Source organism: Thalassotalea sp. HSM 43 (genome assembly GCF_004752005.1).
GTDB lineage: Bacteria > Pseudomonadota > Gammaproteobacteria > Enterobacterales > Alteromonadaceae > Thalassotalea_A.
This window is the reverse complement of record NZ_CP038493.1, coordinates 3,570,833-3,587,016: the sequence shown is the minus strand read 5'-3', so window position 1 is coordinate 3,587,016 and position 16,184 is coordinate 3,570,833. Positions and strand designations below refer to the sequence as shown.

The window sequence follows — 16,184 nt, the reverse complement described above, 5'->3', positions numbered from 1 at the left end:
TCTTTATGTTGCTCGAATTTACTTGGTTCGTCTTTACTGCGCTAGCCTTTGTAATACAAGGCACAGTGGGCTCCAGCGGGGTCTTTAACGATCACGTATCTGTCACTGCCCATAGATTTAATGTCGGTCACCATAGCACCGCCATTTTGCTCTACCGCACTAACGGCCTGATCAATATCGGCAACCAGAAAGTACGGTAACCATACCGGTGGTAATTCCGCATTGCCGCCACGAGCATGACAAATTCCGGCTTGCGCATCACCGCCTTTGGGGCTCAACATAACAAAGTCTTCATAGTCTCCCATCGACACACTATCGGATTTCCAACCGATGACCTGTTGATAAAAATCTCGAACGCTTTCGGCATCATCGACGGTTAAATCAAGCCATGCCATATCACCTATGTTATTTTTGTCCATTCTGTAGTCCTCGTTTGGCTGTGCAGTTATATCAGGCAAAAGTTGCCGCTAACAAAACTATTTAGGATTCTTTGGATAGTAATGCTCAGGTAACTGATTTATATGTTCAAAAAACCGCGTGTCTTTATAAGGTAGCTTCATAAAGCCAGCAATTCCAAGCTCATCAATGCTCGGCAATAATTCGAGAAGTTGTTGTAAGCACTGTTCAAATTGTTGCTTTTTACTGTGATCGAGCAGCATTAAATAGCTGTGAATTTTGAGATGTTGTTCCAGCACCTCAAAAATAATACAACCGGTATGATGAATGCTGTTCATTTCTTTAAGAACCAGCATCACATTGTCGGGTAAATGCAAATACTCATCAGGGTCTTTACCGTCTTCAAAATATGAGTGCAAATGCGATACATTTTCTAAATCAGTGATTGCCGAGACTTCAAATGGAATGCGCTGGCCATTATTTTCAAATGGTGCAGTGCGTGTATCACGTTCAAAATGCAGCGTATCTTTGGCGTTAAATAAGCAAGATTTAAAAATACCGACGCGATAAATACCTTGCGCCAAATAGATCATATTATTGACCGCCGCCTGAAACGAATACTCTAACGACGGATCATATAAGGTGATATTGGAATCAACATAAACGCCGTCTTTTTCCCAGCGCACAGCAAGGCCACCGACCACAGGGTATTTTGCTAAGCGACTGACCGCGGCAATAAATGCCTTTTCCGTTGCTCCCATACCAGCAAGGTAGTTTTTATAATATTTTTCCAGCTGCACATCATCAACGTCATACAAGCTTTGCTCGCTACCCTGCTCTCTTAAAAACGACTTACGAGAGCCATAGACAACGGTTTCGATATCTTCTTCATGGTGTCTAAGCCAAACAGGAATTAACGGTTCAACTGCAGGTTTGGTTGGTGTATCGGATAACACCAACTTTTTTAACATGCCAAGGTTGTTAAAAAGATAGTCACCGGCTTGACGACGCAATACTGGGTCATCGCCAAGCATTGCATCAATTGGTTTGGCCAGAATTTGCGGTAAGCCAAGCGAGCTTGCGGTTATCACCTTGTAGCCATAACGACATGATTGACCTGATGCTAAGGCATAAATGGTCGCCGCCATGCCTTGCTCATCAAATCTTGGGCTAGATAAACCACCGTTAAGCTGCTCTTCACCGATAAAATAGATATCACCCATACGAGAATTGGTTTGCTGGATATCAGAGCTCATCAAATCCATAACATTGGTCGCGGTACTGTTGCCCTGTTTATCCAACTGTGCCCATACCGACGAGCCCCAATCGATCAACTGCAGCGATTGCTTGGCGTCATCCCAAACAATGTTTGATGGTTTGATATCACCATGAACCACTGGTTTTAGCATACGGTTATGTTTTGGATCAGCAATATAAGTAAGTAGCTCGATCATTAAAATGGTAATGTTAACGATTTGCTCTGCAGGCAACGGCCCCTGCTTTAACGAAATAACCTCTAAATCTTCGCCTTTGGCGCGGCTCATGTGGATAATGGACTGACGCTTAATTTTTAAATATTCATACAACCGAGGAATGGCAGCGTGGCTCAGAGCGTCTTGCATTTGCGCTTCTTCTTCCAACCTATCTTGCACATGCAACGGCAAATCAAGTCGCGAGAACTTAAAGACTTGTGGTTGGTTGTTGTCGTCTTCACCCTCAAAGACAAAACCGTAGGCACCTTTACCAATCATTTCTACATTACTGTAGCCAAGACGATTGAGCTGTTTAATACAAAGTTCCATCCATTTTTTAAGCTTTGCGGCGTCTTTCGAACTAAGCAAATAAATGGATTGGTCTTCAGCGATATAAAAATGTTTTAGCTTTTTTTCTGCCACAAAAATCTCTTGCAGATCTTATGCTTGCCTGCGATACATGGTAATCATTATTACAAGCAAATTAAGCATTGTGAATTTAATTTTCAATTTGTTGCGTGGTTGATGCGCAACTAACCGCTGTTGGCTATGCTTAGACGATGAATCATAAAAACATCGACCTTAGGCAAATATCACCATGGCGCAACGACAAAGCTTGGCTAAGCTCTTGCTTTAGCCCTTGGCTAAGTGTTTGGTTTAGTCGCTTAGTTATGGTCATGTTATGCGCCTTGTCTTTGCTCGCATTTAAACCATTCGCCAAGGATACAACAAACAACTCGAACAGCGCTAATAACAAGGCAACGCAGCAAGCACAACAAGCACAAAAAAGCGTACTGCGAGTATTGGTATGGTCAGGCAATGAAAACTACCTGCCTAGAGCGGGCTCACCGCCGAATCTTGACCGAGAATATCTCGAATTATTTGCCGATAATCATGGCCTAAATCTGGAGTACATTGAAAAACCATCGTTTGAGCAGCTTATCCCCGCCCTACTGGCTAATGAAGGCGATATTATTGCCGCCAATATGACGGTAAATACGCTTAGGCAGGCGCAGGTTGATTTTACCTTGCCTATCACAGAAACACCTGAGTATATTGTCTTAGGTAAAAACAATAAGCCATTAACGGCCGCAAAAGATCTCGATGGTCGAAAAATAGCGGTACAACCTGGTACCTCGCATGCCATAACCGCTTTAGGTCTTGCCAACGTCTATCCAAACATTCAAATCGAACAGATACCAGCCAAGACCACGAGAGATAAACTATACGACGCCTTGGCTAAGGGTGAATACGATTTAACCATCGTTGACGGCAACATAATCGACTCAACCTTAAAATACCGCGATGATATCGTCAAAAGCCTGCAAGCCAACGTCGCTAGAAGCATCGCTTGGGCGGTAAGAAAAGACTCTGCAACCTTAAAACAACAACTCAATACCTTTTTACGACAACAACAGCTAGGCGCACAGCAAGACAGTGAATCGGTCACCGCATGGCAAACAATCACTAAACGGCGCACCATTCGCATAGTCATGCGCAATACCATCTCATCCTATTACCTTTGGAAAGGCCAATTAATGGGCTTTCATTATGAGTTAGCCAAAGACTTTGCTAAACAACACAAGCTTCGTTACGAAATTTTGGTTGCTGATGACAATATTGAAATGTTTGACATGATCAAAACTGGAGAAGCCGATATCGCGCTAGGCTTTTTCACGCCAAACCAGCACAGAGCCGAGCAAGGGTTAGCGTTTTCACGCCCATACCACTATGCCAGCGAGCAAATTGTTGCTGGCCCGAATGATCCACCTATCGAGTCGGTCCACGATTTAAAGTACCGTAATATTGCGGTTCGTAAATCCAGTTCTTATTATCAAACCCTTATGGATTTACAATCCATCATTCCGCAGATAACCGTCAGTGAAGTCCCTGAAGAATACGATACCGAACAAATTATCGAAGGCGTTGCCAGTGGCGAATTTGATTTAACACTAGCGGATAATCACTTAGTCGATATGGAGCTCAACCTTGATACCAAGATCACGCCAAGTATCTTTATAGGAAAAGAGAAAGCACAAAGCTGGATATTCAAAGATGGCAACAATCAGCTTAGAGAAAAAATAGACAGCTATATCAAACGTACCTATCGCGGTCTATTTTACAACCTCATCCACAAGCGATATTTTGAAGCCGACGGATTAATTGATAAGCATCATGATGCCTATGAAAACCTGCAAGCTGGCGGCAATTTATCACCTTACGATGAGATTGTTGAAAAATACGCAGCACAATATGGCTTTGACCCACATTTACTGATCGCACAAATGCACCAAGAAAGTCGATTTGATCCCAACGCAACGTCTTTTGCTGGAGCTCAAGGCTTGTTTCAAATAATGCCTCGCACGGCCAAGCAACTCAATATTATCGATGTTACAGATCCTGAAAAGGGTATCCATGCTGGGATAAAATATATGGCTTGGGTCAGTGAACGCATGCAAGAGCAAGACGTTCGCGACGACCAATTAACCTGGTTTACCTTGGCATCTTATAATGCCGGCCCTGGTCATGTGGTTGACGCGATGCGTTTGGCTGAGCAAAAAGGTTGGCAACGGGACATTTGGTTTAACAATGTTGAGCGGGCAATATTATTGCTGTCGCAGCGTAAATATTCCTCTAAAGCTCGTTATGGTTATGTTAGAGGCCAAGAACCCGTGACTTACGTGCGCAATATTCGCCGCAAATACTTGATGCTTAAAGACGTAGTGACCACCGCTCATTAACAATAATGATCTTATCTCTGATTAGAATTGATAGTGGATACCGAACGATACCAGTTCAAAGTCCTGATCTACGTCGAGTAAATTTGGATGGTGATTATTGTCATCGGACTCAAGTTCAGCTTCAACGTAGTCGTAACTTAATCGAATCGCGATATTGTCGGTGATATCAAACTGCGTACCAGCGCCGAAAGAAAAGCCAATGCCTGTCCAGTAATCACTGTCACTGTGGCTAAATTCCTCACCGTGTTTGTCATAGTCTTCGGTATATATCATCACCCCTAGACCGGCTTTAACAAACAACGACCACGATGGGTATATATGAAAATGATAGCTAGGGGTGAGCGTAATAACGGTAAGATATACATCATCAATCGGCAGTTCAGATGGTCTGCCTTGCATATCCATGACAATAAACAGCATGCCTTCTAAAGACCACACATCGGCAAAATTAAACCCGGTATATAAGCCAAAGCCTTGTTCATCTTGCGATTGCTCGTATTTCATCCCATCAAACACCGAAGACGCGTCAAATTCCGTGGTCATGTCGGCATTACCGGCCATCAAGCCTAAATAGAAGTACGACCCATCATGCTCCGCTTCAGCCTCAGTATCTTGAGCGCCATCAAAGTATTCTGTTTCTTGTGTGTGTGCCGCCAATGGCAACAATATGCTGAGCAAACTAAGTCCAGTGACAACAAGCCGTTTAATAACGTTCGCCATAAATCCCTTATTGTTTTTAGCATCGATATACCTATAAAACTGAGTATAGGCAAAGATCAAGATTTCGCTAAAATTTGAACTTTGACAATGCCTTACAATGGCCATGGGTCGTAATGAGGCGATGCCGTAGGGTTATTTTGCAGTGTCTCTTTTAATCTCTCCTGACAACACGTCTCGACAACAGCTCCCTGCAACACCTACTAACAACATCTTCCGGCAACAAGTACCGCTTAACCGGTACGCTTAGCAATTGCCGAATATAGACATAAAAAAAGCACCGCTTTGGCGATGCTTTTAATCAAACTTGTTATGCAACATTACTCGGTTTATTCGTCCGGTAATGTGTTTAGTTTTTTACGTAAACGCTCGCGATACTTAGTTTTCGCTAGCTTTTGCATATCTGCCACTTTATCACTTTCATCAACGATCTCTCGACCGAGTATGGTCTCAATGGCATCTTCGAGGGTGACAATACCTGCCGTTTGGCCAAAGTGATCTTCGACCAAGAAAATGTGTTCGCCGCGTTTAATAAACAAATCCAATAAATTAAGCACCGGAAAACTTTCGGAAATACGGTAGATAGGTTTAGAAATCGCTTTTAGTTGCAACTCACCTTTACCTTGACGATCGTTTTCATAGAGTTGACCTTTAATGATCACCCCAGTGATATTATCAATACTGCCCTTGTATACCGGCATGCGGGTAAAAACAGCGGTTTGCTCTGTGGTAAGCGCATCAACAACTTTAGTCTCTTCATTTAATGCATGAACTACCGAGCGTGGCGTTAAAATATCTTCAGTTTTTGCTTCACGCAAGGTCAAAATGTTTTCAATCAGTTGGTTTTCTTGACTGACCATTTTGCCATCTTTGTAGCTCAAGCTTACCATTGCCAGGACTTCTTCACGGGTAGTACCGTGGCTCGATTTTGAAGAAAACAACTTGGTGATACGGGTAGATAACCACACCAATGGAAACACCAGCTTAACCAAAATAGAAATCATATAAGCCGATGGAATCGCCAATTGACGCCAAAATGTTGCACCAATGGTTTTTGGAATAATCTCAGACAAGTACAAAATAGCTAAGGTTAAAACGAAGGCGATTAGGGTTTCCCATTTTTCACCGAATAGTTTTATCGCTTGTGCGCCTACCCCAGCTGCTCCCATGGTATGGGCAAAGGTATTAAGAATCAAAATGCTGGAAATGGACTGATCTAAATTGTCCTTCATTTTTGCCAGCATTGCCCCACCACGTTCTTTTTCTTGTTCTTTTTGAGCAATAAAGCTCGGTGTGATGGATAAAAGTACCGCCTCTAGTATCGAACATAAAAACGATACGCCAATGGCAATACTCAAATAAATAATTAGTAGTGTCATAAACCTTTAAACTAGTGTTGATAGACTGATAAGTGTAATCAATAGTCGCTAAAACTGTTACTACAAACCAGTAACAATTCGCAATTAAGCGTTATTTAGACAGTCAATTACCGTAATAATTCGCCAAGGTATTGATATAGCGTTATAAAAAATACAACACTCATAAACACCAAAGCAACAAAAACAATGGCAGAACCAATATCTTTAGCTCGACCAATCAAAGGGTCATGTTCAAGACATACTTTGTCGGCTAAGGCTTCCAAAGCAGAATTGACCAACTCTGCAAACAGTACAAAAATCATACTGAAAAACATCCACAACCATTGCTGAAAATCACTGGCGATAACAATTGAGATAGGAAAAAGTAGCAAACACAACAACGCTTCTTGACGAAAAGCGGCCTCATGTTGCCAAGCGGCACGAAAGCCCTTGATAGAGCAATAACCGGCCTTAATTATGCGCGCAAGCCCGGTACCATTAGGTTTATTGGTCATAAATCTTTATTAATTATCATCGATAATGCTCATTATATTCGAGCTTATGAATGAATGCGAGCCTTAAAAACAACCCGTTAATGCCGTAAAAAATGCATTTAAATCAGTCGTCTAGTAAACGTTACAGCTGCGGCGATGATGTTTATGCGTTTGTCTGCAGCTAAGTGAATAATATATTGCTTTTGCATGACAATTTTAATATTTTAGATAGACCTCAATATCATTGGTGGCGATTGAATAATTAAAGCCGCGTTAATTGCGCCTTTAATTAGTAACATTTGCGCAGATGATTAGGATGCTAAGCGATTGTCTTAGGTTATTGAGGCAGGGATATTTGCTAATAATAATAAGTAGAGTGTGTTAACCATCTCGTTAAATAAAACGCTAAGTTAACATGCCCTGGAAAACAGGATTCATTTTCATGTCGTCGTTTTCACGAATTTTTTTCAAGAATCTGATCATTACCTTGGCGGTTACCGTCATCTATGTGATTTTCAGTATCTACAGCCTCACTGGTTTTGTTGAAGAAGCCCAAAATGACCATAAAGTCAGCTTAAATAAGATCACTGAACATTATCAGGGTGACGATCTAAAAGGCTTTTCTAAACAATTGAAGTTAGCGTTCGAATATGACGAGCTGAAGATAACTGATCTTAATAATCAACCGATATACAGTTATAAAAATTCCTCTGCCAGCCCATCCCTACTGGCCTTAGTTGGTATGGATATTGCGCCTAGCAAGATAAAAAACAACAACTTAGGCATATACATCTCCTACAAAGTTAATAACGACGAGTTGTATGCGGTGTATTACAAAATCACCTCATTTATTGCCTTAGTCATGATTTTGGTATTGTTTGCCGGTTCGATGATTTCCGCAAAAATGACCGCGCGAGCATATCGTCGTGCCTCGCAAAACGTTTCTGAGAATATTGCCAAAGAAATTAAAACCGCTATCGAAAACCGAGATACGGCAACAAAGTTGGCCTTACCGACTGAGTTTTCTGATGTAAACAAAGTCTTAGTCGAGCTGAAAACCTTTGTCGCAAATAAAGTGATTCGAACCCAACAACTCGAACAAACAGCGTTTGTTGATACCCTAACCGAATTAGAAAATCGCAGTGGTTTTGTTGATAACTATGACGAGTACGTTAAAAAATATGGCGATTCTGCGTTTGGTGTTTTGATCATCACCCGTTGCTCTGAGTTATTAACCATTAATAAAGTGCATGGTTATCAAGAAGGTGACCGTTATATTTGCCAAGTGGCCAATATTCTAAAAGCTCAATGTAAGCACATCGAAGGGTCCAAATTATATCGCCTTAATGGTTCTGACTTTGCAACCTTTTTACCGAACATTACCGTTAAAGCATCTGAAAAGTTTTGTGACGAGCTAACCGGCTTATTTAATGAGTACCAGCAGTTGGCTGATTTCGATTCTATCGCTTATTCGGGTATTGTTAAGTTAGATACCAAGCGCCCACTGGGTGAGTTATTAGCGATTGCTGACTCAGCCATCTCTGTTGCACAAACTCGCAATAAGAACGCTTGGTTTGTCCAACAAGATCCAGAGCTATTGCATAGCGATACCGCAACCTATGGTAATCAAACCTGGAGCAAAGAAATTGACTTTGTTATTGAAAACCAAAGCGTTTCCTTGCTACAGCAAATCATTCAACCAAGCAGCCGTAACAATCGTATTTATCACGAGGTACTATCGCGCTTTACCAGTTCTGAAGGTGAAACATTGCCAACCGCAACGTTTATCGCCATGGCTGAGAAGCTTGATAAAATCATTCTAATCGACCGCTTAGTGATTGAAAAAACCCTAGCGGAAATAAAAGAGAAAAACATAAGTAGCCAGTTTTTTGGTATCAACTTGTCGACCCGCTCGATTCATGACGAGCATTTTGTTATTTGGTTAGAGCGCCGCTTATTAAAAGATCACGATATCGCAACACGATTGGTGTTTGAAATCAGTGAGTTTGGTTTAGAGCAAAATATCCGTGGCAGTAAATACTTTATCGACATGGTACATCGTGTCGGTGCGCGTATTTGTGTTGAGCATTTTGGTGTTGGTATCACCTCATTTAAATTCTTCCGTGAATTATCACCAGATTATGTGAAAATGGACGGTAGCTACACTCGTGATGTTCACTTAGATAAAAACAATCAGTACTTCTTACGTTTGATGATTGACTTAGCGCATCGTCTTGGCATTCGCGTATTGGCTGAAAGTGTTGAAACACAAGAAGAAAAGTATACCTTTGATGAAATATTCATTGACGGCTGTCAAGGCTATTACTTAGGTAAACCGGAAGCGCTTTAAGGCGCTTTCGTTATTTTTTAAGCAACAAATTTACCCGTCTTAGTTTAATTTTGTACTATAAAGATTAAAAAATCAGCAATTAAAAATAACCTTACTAACAACAAGTTGTTAAATTGCATATAAACTAGGATAATAACCTCAGTGATTCTAACAAATAGACATAAATGACTGATTACGTTTTACTTTTGATCGGAACCGTGTTGGTAAACAACTTCGTTCTAGTCAAATTCCTAGGCCTATGTCCTTTCATGGGGGTTTCGTCGCGCACGGAAACAGCCATCGGCATGTCGTTGGCAACCACCTTTGTACTCACTCTGGCATCGCTACTCAGTTATTTATTTAGCACCTATTTATTGCAGCCTCTTGGCTTAGAATATTTAACCACCATGGGTTTTATATTGGTTATTGCCGTGGTTGTGCAATTTACCGAAATGGTGGTGCAAAAAACATCTGCCAATCTATACCGTCTATTGGGCATCTTCTTACCGCTTATCACCACCAATTGTGCGGTGTTAGGTGTTGCTCTATTAAACCTCTACGAACAACATAATTTTTTCCAGTCCATCGTGTATGGCTTTGGTGCCGCCGTCGGGTTTTCCATCGTGTTAATCATGTTCTCGGCAATGCGTGAACGACTCGCCAGCGCCGATGTGCCAGCGCCCTTTCAAGGTGCCGCTATTGCCATGATCACCGCAGGTTTGATGTCATTAGCCTTTATGGGTTTTACCGGGTTGGTGAAATAATGGAATTTTTATTGGCGGTTTTTGTCTTTGGTTTACTTGCCGCAGGCTTTGGTGCCCTACTTGGTTTTGCCTCAGTAAAATATAAAGTTGAAGGCGATCCTCTGGTCGAACAAATCGATGCCTTGTTGCCGCAAACACAATGTGGTCAATGTGGTTACCCTGGCTGTAAACCTTACGCTAAAGCCGTTGCCGATGGTGACTCGATAAACAAATGTGCACCTGGTGGTGAAGACACCATCAAAAAGATAGCTGATTTAATGGGTGTCGAAGCAATTCCTCTCGATGAAGCCCACGAAGCGGATGCAACACCAAAAGTTGCGTTTATCATCGAAGAAGATTGTATCGGCTGTACCAAATGTATCCAGGCATGCCCTGTCGATGCCATTACCGGTGCAGCAAAGCAAATGCATACCATCATTGCCGATGAGTGTACGGGCTGTGACCTATGTGTCGAACCGTGCCCTGTCGACTGTATTAAAATGATCCCTATCGAGCAAACGCCAGAGACCTGGCAGTGGGATCTCGAATCGATTGATATCGTTCAGATAGATTAGTGAGGTTGTAGTGGAATCTGTCCTTGAACGCATAAAAGAACACAAATATTTTAACTTTGCTGGTGGTATTCATCCTCCAGAGCAAAAGTTTTTGTCAAACACCAAACCGATTAAAAGCATTGCCTTACCAAAACAAATCATATTGCCGTTAAAGCAGCATGTCGGTAAAGCAGGTGAGCCTATTGTTAACGTCGGTGATAAAGTCTTAAAAGGCCAACAATTAAGTAAAAATGGCAACCCGATGGCTGTGCCTGTGCATGCGCCTACGTCGGGAACCATAGTGGCGATTAAGCCTGCGACAATAGCCCACCCGTCGGCAATGAAGGACTTGTGCATAATCCTAGAGCCTGATGGCGAAGACAAGTGGCGCAAACGAGAAATCGTAAAAGACTTTAAACAGTTATCGAAAGCGGATTTGATCGATAAAATCGCCGAAGCGGGTATTGCAGGAATGGGCGGTGCAGGTTTTCCGACCAATATAAAAGTCAATGTCAAACCAGGCATAAAGTTTTTGATCATCAATGCGGCGGAATGTGAGCCGTATATCACCGCAGATGACCTGTTAATGCGCGAACAAACCGCGACCATCGCCAGTGGTATAGACATACTTGATCATTTGCTTGAACCCGAGCATGTGTTGATTGGCATTGAAGACAATAAACCCGAAGCCATCGGCGCGCTTAAAAAAGCGACCGCACATAATCCTAAAGTGCAAGTCTGTGTGTTGCCAACTAAGTACCCAACCGGTGGTGAAAAGCAACTTATTAAAGCCCTGACAAATCAAGAAGTACCTAGCGGTGTTTTGCCTGTTAGCATGGGCATCATTATGCAGAATGTGGCAACCGTATTTGCCATCAGTGAAGCGGTATTAAACGACACGCCGTTGATTCGCCGTGTGGTAACGCTAACCGGTAAAGCCATTGATAAGCCACAGAATTTATGGGTTCCTCTTGGTACCCCTATCGAGCATCTACTGCAACAAGTTGGCTTTAAGCCACAACCGAAACAGCGTGTGATTATGGGCGGCCCGTTAATGGGTTTTGCCTTGGCCGATTTAAATGTCCCAGCGGTAAAAATCACCAACTGTATATTGGCGCCAAGTGAAATTGAAATCGCCGCTACCGAGAAAGAGATTGAGTGTGTGCGTTGCGGTCAATGTGCCGACGTGTGCCCTTCTAATTTGCTACCGCAAGAATTGCAGTGGTATGCAAAAGCCAAGGATTTTGACAAGTTACAAGAGCTAAACTTGTTTGATTGTATCGACTGTGGAGCATGTGCTTATGTCTGCCCAAGTCATATTCCTTTGGTGCACTACTATCGCGTTGCAAAAGCCACCATTCGTCAAAACAAATTGCAAGAAGGCAAAGCGGAACGCGCAAAACTGCGTTTTGAAGCCCGTAAAATTCGCTTAGAGCGTGAAAAGCTTGAGCGTGAAGAAAAACACAAGAAAGCCATGGAAGCACGCCGTGCTAACATGACGAAAGACAAAAGCAGTGCCAGCAACTCAGCGGTTGCTGCGGCGTTAGCTCGAGTTAAAGCTAAAAAAGCAGAGCAACAATCGGCAGATGATACAGGTCCTGCACCAATGGATGCCAAAGCAAGAGCTGCAGCTGCTATTGAGCGTGCAAAAGCCAAGAAAAAAGCGCAACAACAAGCTAAAGCGGCAGCGGTTGAAGGAACATCTCAACCTGAAAGTGCCGATAGCAAAGCCGACGACGCTAAAGCTGCGGCAAAAGCGCGAGCGATAGCCAAAGCCAAGCAACGCGCTGCGGATAAGAAAGCCGCTGCGAGTGACAGCCAAAGCACAGCAGCGTCTGCTAAATATAAACCTGCGCCAGCAGCAACTAAAGCGACAACCGCACCAGCGGTTAAGCCATCGGCACCTAAAACAGCAACAGCAACGGCAACAGCAACGGCAAACGATGCAGACAAAGCAAAGTCGGCACGAGTGGCAAGTGCTGTCGCAAAAGCAAAAGCTAAAAAAGCAGCAAAATCAGCTCAGCAAGAGTTGGATTTAGCCGATGTAGACAAAAGTGACAGTAAAACAGCCGCGAAGCCTGCAACCAAAACAGCTGCTAAGCCTGCGACAAAAGCAGCTGCGAAACCGGCGACAAAAACAGCCGCGAAACCGGCGACAAAAACAGCCGCTAAGCCTGCGACAAAAGCAGCCGCTAAGCCTGCAACCAAAACAGCCGCTAAACCTGCGACAAAAACAGCCGCGAAACCTGCGACCAAAACCGCCGCGAAACCTGCGACAAAAACAGCCGCGAAGCCTGCGACAAAAACAGCCGCGAAACCTGCGACAAAAACAACCGCGAAACCTGCGACAAAAGCAGCCGCGAAACCTGCGACAAAAACAGCCGCGAAACCGGCTACAAAAACAGCCGCGAAACCGGCTACAAAAACAGCCGCTAAGCCTGCGACAAAAGCAGCCGCGAAACCGGCTACAAAAACAGCCGCTAAGCCTGCCACCGATGCAAGTACAGATACAGATACAAATGCAAGCGCAATTGCAAATACTGCGGACAAGCCTGCTGCGACATCGACTAAGGACTCAGCTTCTAAAAGCTTGACCTTAAAAGAGGCGTTGGCAAAGTCAAAACAACAAACTGCAGCCAATAATAAAGCCAAAGCGTCTGCCGATAATGAACTGACCAAAGAAGATGGCGAACAAGCGGAGCTCAAGAAAGCGCGTATCGCTGCGGCTATTGCAAAGGCGAAAGCGAAAAAACAGGTTGAGGCTTCGGATAAAGATACAGACAGTGACCAAGCAGCGGATGCAAACGCTACTGAAAACATAGCTGTAGACACTGGTGTAGAGACTGCTACAAATAACCCTGCAGCTGAATCAAGCTCAGCTGCAGATGATAAAAAAGCCCGAATTGCTGCCGCTATCGCCAAAGCCAAGGCGAAAAAGCAAAACAAAGAACAACAAGGTGAGTAACTGACCATGGCTTATTGGATAGCAAGTTCTCCACATAACCACATCAAGTCGAAAACTCCGGGTTTGATGCGCACGGTGATTATGGCTGCGATACCCGGTATTGCCGCACAATATTATTTCTTCGGACCGGGCACCTTAATTCAAATTGCCCTTGCAATCACCTTTGCTGTGCTCGCTGAAGTGACATTTTTAGCCATTCGCGATAAAAATATTAAGGCGCAAGTTGGTGACTTCTCTGCGGTATTAACCGGTTTACTTATCGGTATATCGGTACCCTCGCTTGCCCCATGGTGGATCACGGTAATCGGCAGTATTTTTGCCATCTGTGTGGTCAAACAATTGTATGGTGGCTTGGGTTACAACATATTTAACCCAGCAATGGCCGCCTATGTCATGTTGTTGGTATCGTTTCCGGTTGAGATGACCTCATGGCAGCCAGTGCAACAATTGATGAGCCATGACATCAGCTTTTTCAATCACTTATGGGTTATTTTAACAGGCTATACCTGGGAAGGGTTTTCCGTTGAACAACTGCGTATGAACATTGACGGTATCACCATGGCAACGCCATTAGATACCTTAAAAACCGACTTAAGCTTGGGATTAACGGTACAAGAAAGTATCACTAGCCCAGTATTTGGCGAGCACTTCTCGCTTGGTTGGGAATGGGTAAACATAGGCTTTTTCATTGGCGGTTTATACCTGATTGCACGAAAAGCCATCGACTGGGTTATTCCAGCGAGCTTTTTGGCGACATTATGGTTGGTGACATTTATCGCCTACAGCATCTCTCCTGATAGCAGTGCCTCAACGATGTTCCATTATTTAAGTGGTGGCACCATGTTAGGCGCATTTTTCATCCTTACAGACCCAGTATCCGCGTCAACCACACGCAAAGGGCGAGTTATATTTGCCGCCTTTATTGCCTTTATGGTCTATATTATTCGTGCCTTTGGTGGATATCCGGACGCCATCGCCTTTGCGGTATTACTGGCCAACATGATGGTGCCATTGATTGATCAATACACCCGTCCACGTACCTATGGTCACAAGGCAAGCAAGTAAGAGAATCATTGATGAAAAAAGCCATAGAAAATAATGCCAAAGTACTCGCCATTTTCGCGGTCGCTTGTACAGCCATGGTATCGCTTGTCAGCTTAGGCACCAAAGATCGAATTGAAAGACAACAGCAAAAGCAATTGCTTGATACGTTACATCAGGTGATCGCTAAAGATCAGAGCAATAACGATCTCTATAATGATTGTCAGTTAATTAGTGATGCCGACTTACTCGGCAGCGAACAAATGCAAACCGCCTACGTTGCCCGCGTAAATGACAGCGCAACAACCGTCGCCCTAACCACCATTGCGCCAAATGGCTACAATGGCAACATTGAATTATTGGTCGCCATTAATATCGATGGCAGCCTCAGTGGCGTACGAGTATTAAAGCACAAAGAAACACCAGGTCTTGGTGATAAAATCGAGACCCGTAAAGACGATTGGATTTTAGATTTTAACGGTCGCTTCTATACTGAAGACAATGCGTTAACTTGGGCAGTAAAGAAAGACGGTGGTAGCTTTGATCAATTCACCGGAGCAACCATTACCCCAAGAGCGGTCGTCCAAGCGGTAAAAAACGCACAAATCTACTTCGCCAAACACAAGCAGCAATTATTGTCAGTACAGCCTTCTTGTCATGGAGAAATCAATGACCCAGCGTAGTGAATACCAAGAACTGGCCTGGCAAGGGCTTTGGAAAAACAACCCAGGATTGGTGCAACTTCTCGGCTTATGCCCTTTATTAGCGGTAACCAATACCCTGACCAATGCGATTGGTTTAGGCCTGGCAACCTTATTGGTCTTGGTGTGTTCAAATGCCACGGTTTCCTTGATACGTGATTACGTGCCAAAAGAGGTGCGTATTCCAATCTTTGTATTGATCATCGCGGCCTTCGTAACCTGTGTGCAATTGCTGATGAACGCCTATACCTTTGGTTTATATCAATCATTAGGTATTTTCTTACCGCTTATCGTCACTAACTGTGCCATCATCGGTCGCGCAGAAGCGTATGCATCGAAAAACCCGTTAAAACAAGCCTGCTTTGATGGTTTGATGATGGGACTTGGATTCGCTGCAGTACTGATGGTGCTTGGCGCAATACGCGAAATCCTTGGTCAAGGCACCCTATTTGATGGTGCAGAATTATTGTTTGGCGATTGGGCAACTGTGTTGCGTATTGATATATTTCATTTTGATAGCAAATTTTTATTGGCTATTTTACCGCCGGGTGCTTTCATCGCGATGGGCTTTTTAATAGCCTTAAAGAACTATATCGACAACCGTGTTAAGCAAAAAGAACCAGCAAAAGAAAGCAGCAGCATTGAGCGTGTACGCGTTAACTTTGATGGTTAA

Annotated in this window: 13 protein-coding genes; 8 read left to right on the top strand and 5 right to left on the bottom strand. The window is 43.4% G+C overall.

Features of this window, described 5'->3' with window-relative positions; translation table 11 throughout:
- Positions 1–41 precede the first annotated feature (41 nt).
- Together E2K93_RS15765 and E2K93_RS15760 are read right to left on the bottom strand one after the other, a co-directional pair.
- Positions 42–419 carry a VOC family protein gene (locus E2K93_RS15765; protein WP_135440007.1) on the bottom strand — a complete coding sequence of 126 codons (378 nt, stop codon included), beginning with the start codon at positions 417–419 and terminating at the stop codon, positions 42–44.
- 57 nt (positions 420–476) lie between these two features.
- The gene (locus E2K93_RS15760) at positions 477–2,291 is read right to left on the bottom strand and encodes a protein kinase domain-containing protein (RefSeq protein WP_135440006.1); all 1,815 of its coding nucleotides are present in this window, start codon (positions 2,289–2,291) and stop codon (positions 477–479) included.
- Between the two features lie 137 nt (positions 2,292–2,428).
- Here E2K93_RS15760 and E2K93_RS15755 point away from each other — a divergent pair, with 137 nt between their 5' ends.
- The gene (locus E2K93_RS15755) at positions 2,429–4,609 is read left to right on the top strand and encodes a transporter substrate-binding domain-containing protein (RefSeq protein WP_135440005.1); all 2,181 of its coding nucleotides are present in this window, start codon (positions 2,429–2,431) and stop codon (positions 4,607–4,609) included.
- 21 nt (positions 4,610–4,630) lie between these two features.
- Here the strand turns inward: E2K93_RS15755 and E2K93_RS15750 are convergent, their stop codons facing one another.
- The 3 genes from E2K93_RS15750 to E2K93_RS15740 form a co-directional block, all read right to left on the bottom strand.
- The gene (locus E2K93_RS15750) at positions 4,631–5,329 is read right to left on the bottom strand and encodes an outer membrane protein (protein WP_189637798.1); all 699 of its coding nucleotides are present in this window, start codon (positions 5,327–5,329) and stop codon (positions 4,631–4,633) included.
- Between the two features lie 326 nt (positions 5,330–5,655).
- Positions 5,656–6,705: a CNNM domain-containing protein gene (locus tag E2K93_RS15745; protein WP_135440003.1), complete on the bottom strand. Its 1,050-nt coding sequence runs from the start codon at positions 6,703–6,705 to the stop codon at positions 5,656–5,658.
- Positions 6,706–6,812: 107 nt separating this feature from the next.
- Entirely contained in the window at positions 6,813–7,199 is a 387-nt protein-coding gene (locus E2K93_RS15740) for a diacylglycerol kinase (protein WP_135440002.1), read from the bottom strand.
- A 421-nt stretch (positions 7,200–7,620) separates the two neighbouring features.
- On the opposite strand from E2K93_RS15740, the gene E2K93_RS15735 reads away from it, so the two are divergent.
- The 7 genes from E2K93_RS15735 to E2K93_RS15705 all read left to right on the top strand — a co-directional run bounded on the left by E2K93_RS15735 (position 7,621) and on the right by E2K93_RS15705 (position 16,184).
- Positions 7,621–9,528, top strand: coding sequence for an EAL domain-containing protein (locus E2K93_RS15735; protein ID WP_189637797.1), 1,908 nt, complete (start codon positions 7,621–7,623; stop codon positions 9,526–9,528).
- Between the two features lie 164 nt (positions 9,529–9,692).
- Positions 9,693–10,271 carry an electron transport complex subunit RsxA gene (gene rsxA / locus E2K93_RS15730; RefSeq protein ID WP_135440000.1) on the top strand — a complete coding sequence of 193 codons (579 nt, stop codon included), beginning with the start codon at positions 9,693–9,695 and terminating at the stop codon, positions 10,269–10,271.
- On the top strand, positions 10,271–10,825 hold the full coding sequence (gene rsxB / locus E2K93_RS15725; protein ID WP_135439999.1) for an electron transport complex subunit RsxB: 555 nt from the start codon (positions 10,271–10,273) through the stop codon (positions 10,823–10,825). Before rsxA ends, rsxB begins: the two co-directional genes overlap by 1 nt.
- Before the next feature lie 10 nt (positions 10,826–10,835).
- A complete protein-coding gene (rsxC, locus tag E2K93_RS15720; RefSeq protein ID WP_135439998.1) occupies positions 10,836–13,769 on the top strand; it encodes an electron transport complex subunit RsxC in 2,934 nt (977 codons plus the stop codon).
- Between the two features lie 6 nt (positions 13,770–13,775).
- On the top strand, positions 13,776–14,834 hold the full coding sequence (gene rsxD, locus E2K93_RS15715; RefSeq protein WP_135439997.1) for an electron transport complex subunit RsxD: 1,059 nt from the start codon (positions 13,776–13,778) through the stop codon (positions 14,832–14,834).
- 11 nt (positions 14,835–14,845) lie between these two features.
- Complete coding sequence (gene rsxG, locus E2K93_RS15710) at positions 14,846–15,493, top strand: electron transport complex subunit RsxG (RefSeq protein WP_135439996.1); 648 nt, start codon at positions 14,846–14,848, stop codon at positions 15,491–15,493.
- Positions 15,480–16,184 carry an electron transport complex subunit E gene (locus tag E2K93_RS15705; RefSeq protein ID WP_135439995.1) on the top strand — a complete coding sequence of 235 codons (705 nt, stop codon included), beginning with the start codon at positions 15,480–15,482 and terminating at the stop codon, positions 16,182–16,184. Before rsxG ends, E2K93_RS15705 begins: the two co-directional genes overlap by 14 nt.

Coding starts and splice junctions, on each gene's coding strand:
- E2K93_RS15765 (WP_135440007.1), bottom strand. CDS start 419: ATGGACAAAAATAACATAGGTGATATGGCATGGCTTGATTTAACCGTC.
- E2K93_RS15755 (WP_135440005.1), top strand. CDS start 2,429: ATGAATCATAAAAACATCGACCTTAGGCAAATATCACCATGGCGCAAC.
- E2K93_RS15750 (WP_189637798.1), bottom strand. CDS start 5,329: ATGGCGAACGTTATTAAACGGCTTGTTGTCACTGGACTTAGTTTGCTC.
- E2K93_RS15745 (WP_135440003.1), bottom strand. CDS start 6,705: ATGACACTACTAATTATTTATTTGAGTATTGCCATTGGCGTATCGTTT.
- E2K93_RS15740 (WP_135440002.1), bottom strand. CDS start 7,199: ATGACCAATAAACCTAATGGTACCGGGCTTGCGCGCATAATTAAGGCC.
- E2K93_RS15735 (WP_189637797.1), top strand. CDS start 7,621: ATGTCGTCGTTTTCACGAATTTTTTTCAAGAATCTGATCATTACCTTG.
- rsxA (WP_135440000.1), top strand. CDS start 9,693: ATGACTGATTACGTTTTACTTTTGATCGGAACCGTGTTGGTAAACAAC.
- rsxB (WP_135439999.1), top strand. CDS start 10,271: ATGGAATTTTTATTGGCGGTTTTTGTCTTTGGTTTACTTGCCGCAGGC.
- rsxD (WP_135439997.1), top strand. CDS start 13,776: ATGGCTTATTGGATAGCAAGTTCTCCACATAACCACATCAAGTCGAAA.
- rsxG (WP_135439996.1), top strand. CDS start 14,846: ATGAAAAAAGCCATAGAAAATAATGCCAAAGTACTCGCCATTTTCGCG.
- E2K93_RS15705 (WP_135439995.1), top strand. CDS start 15,480: ATGACCCAGCGTAGTGAATACCAAGAACTGGCCTGGCAAGGGCTTTGG.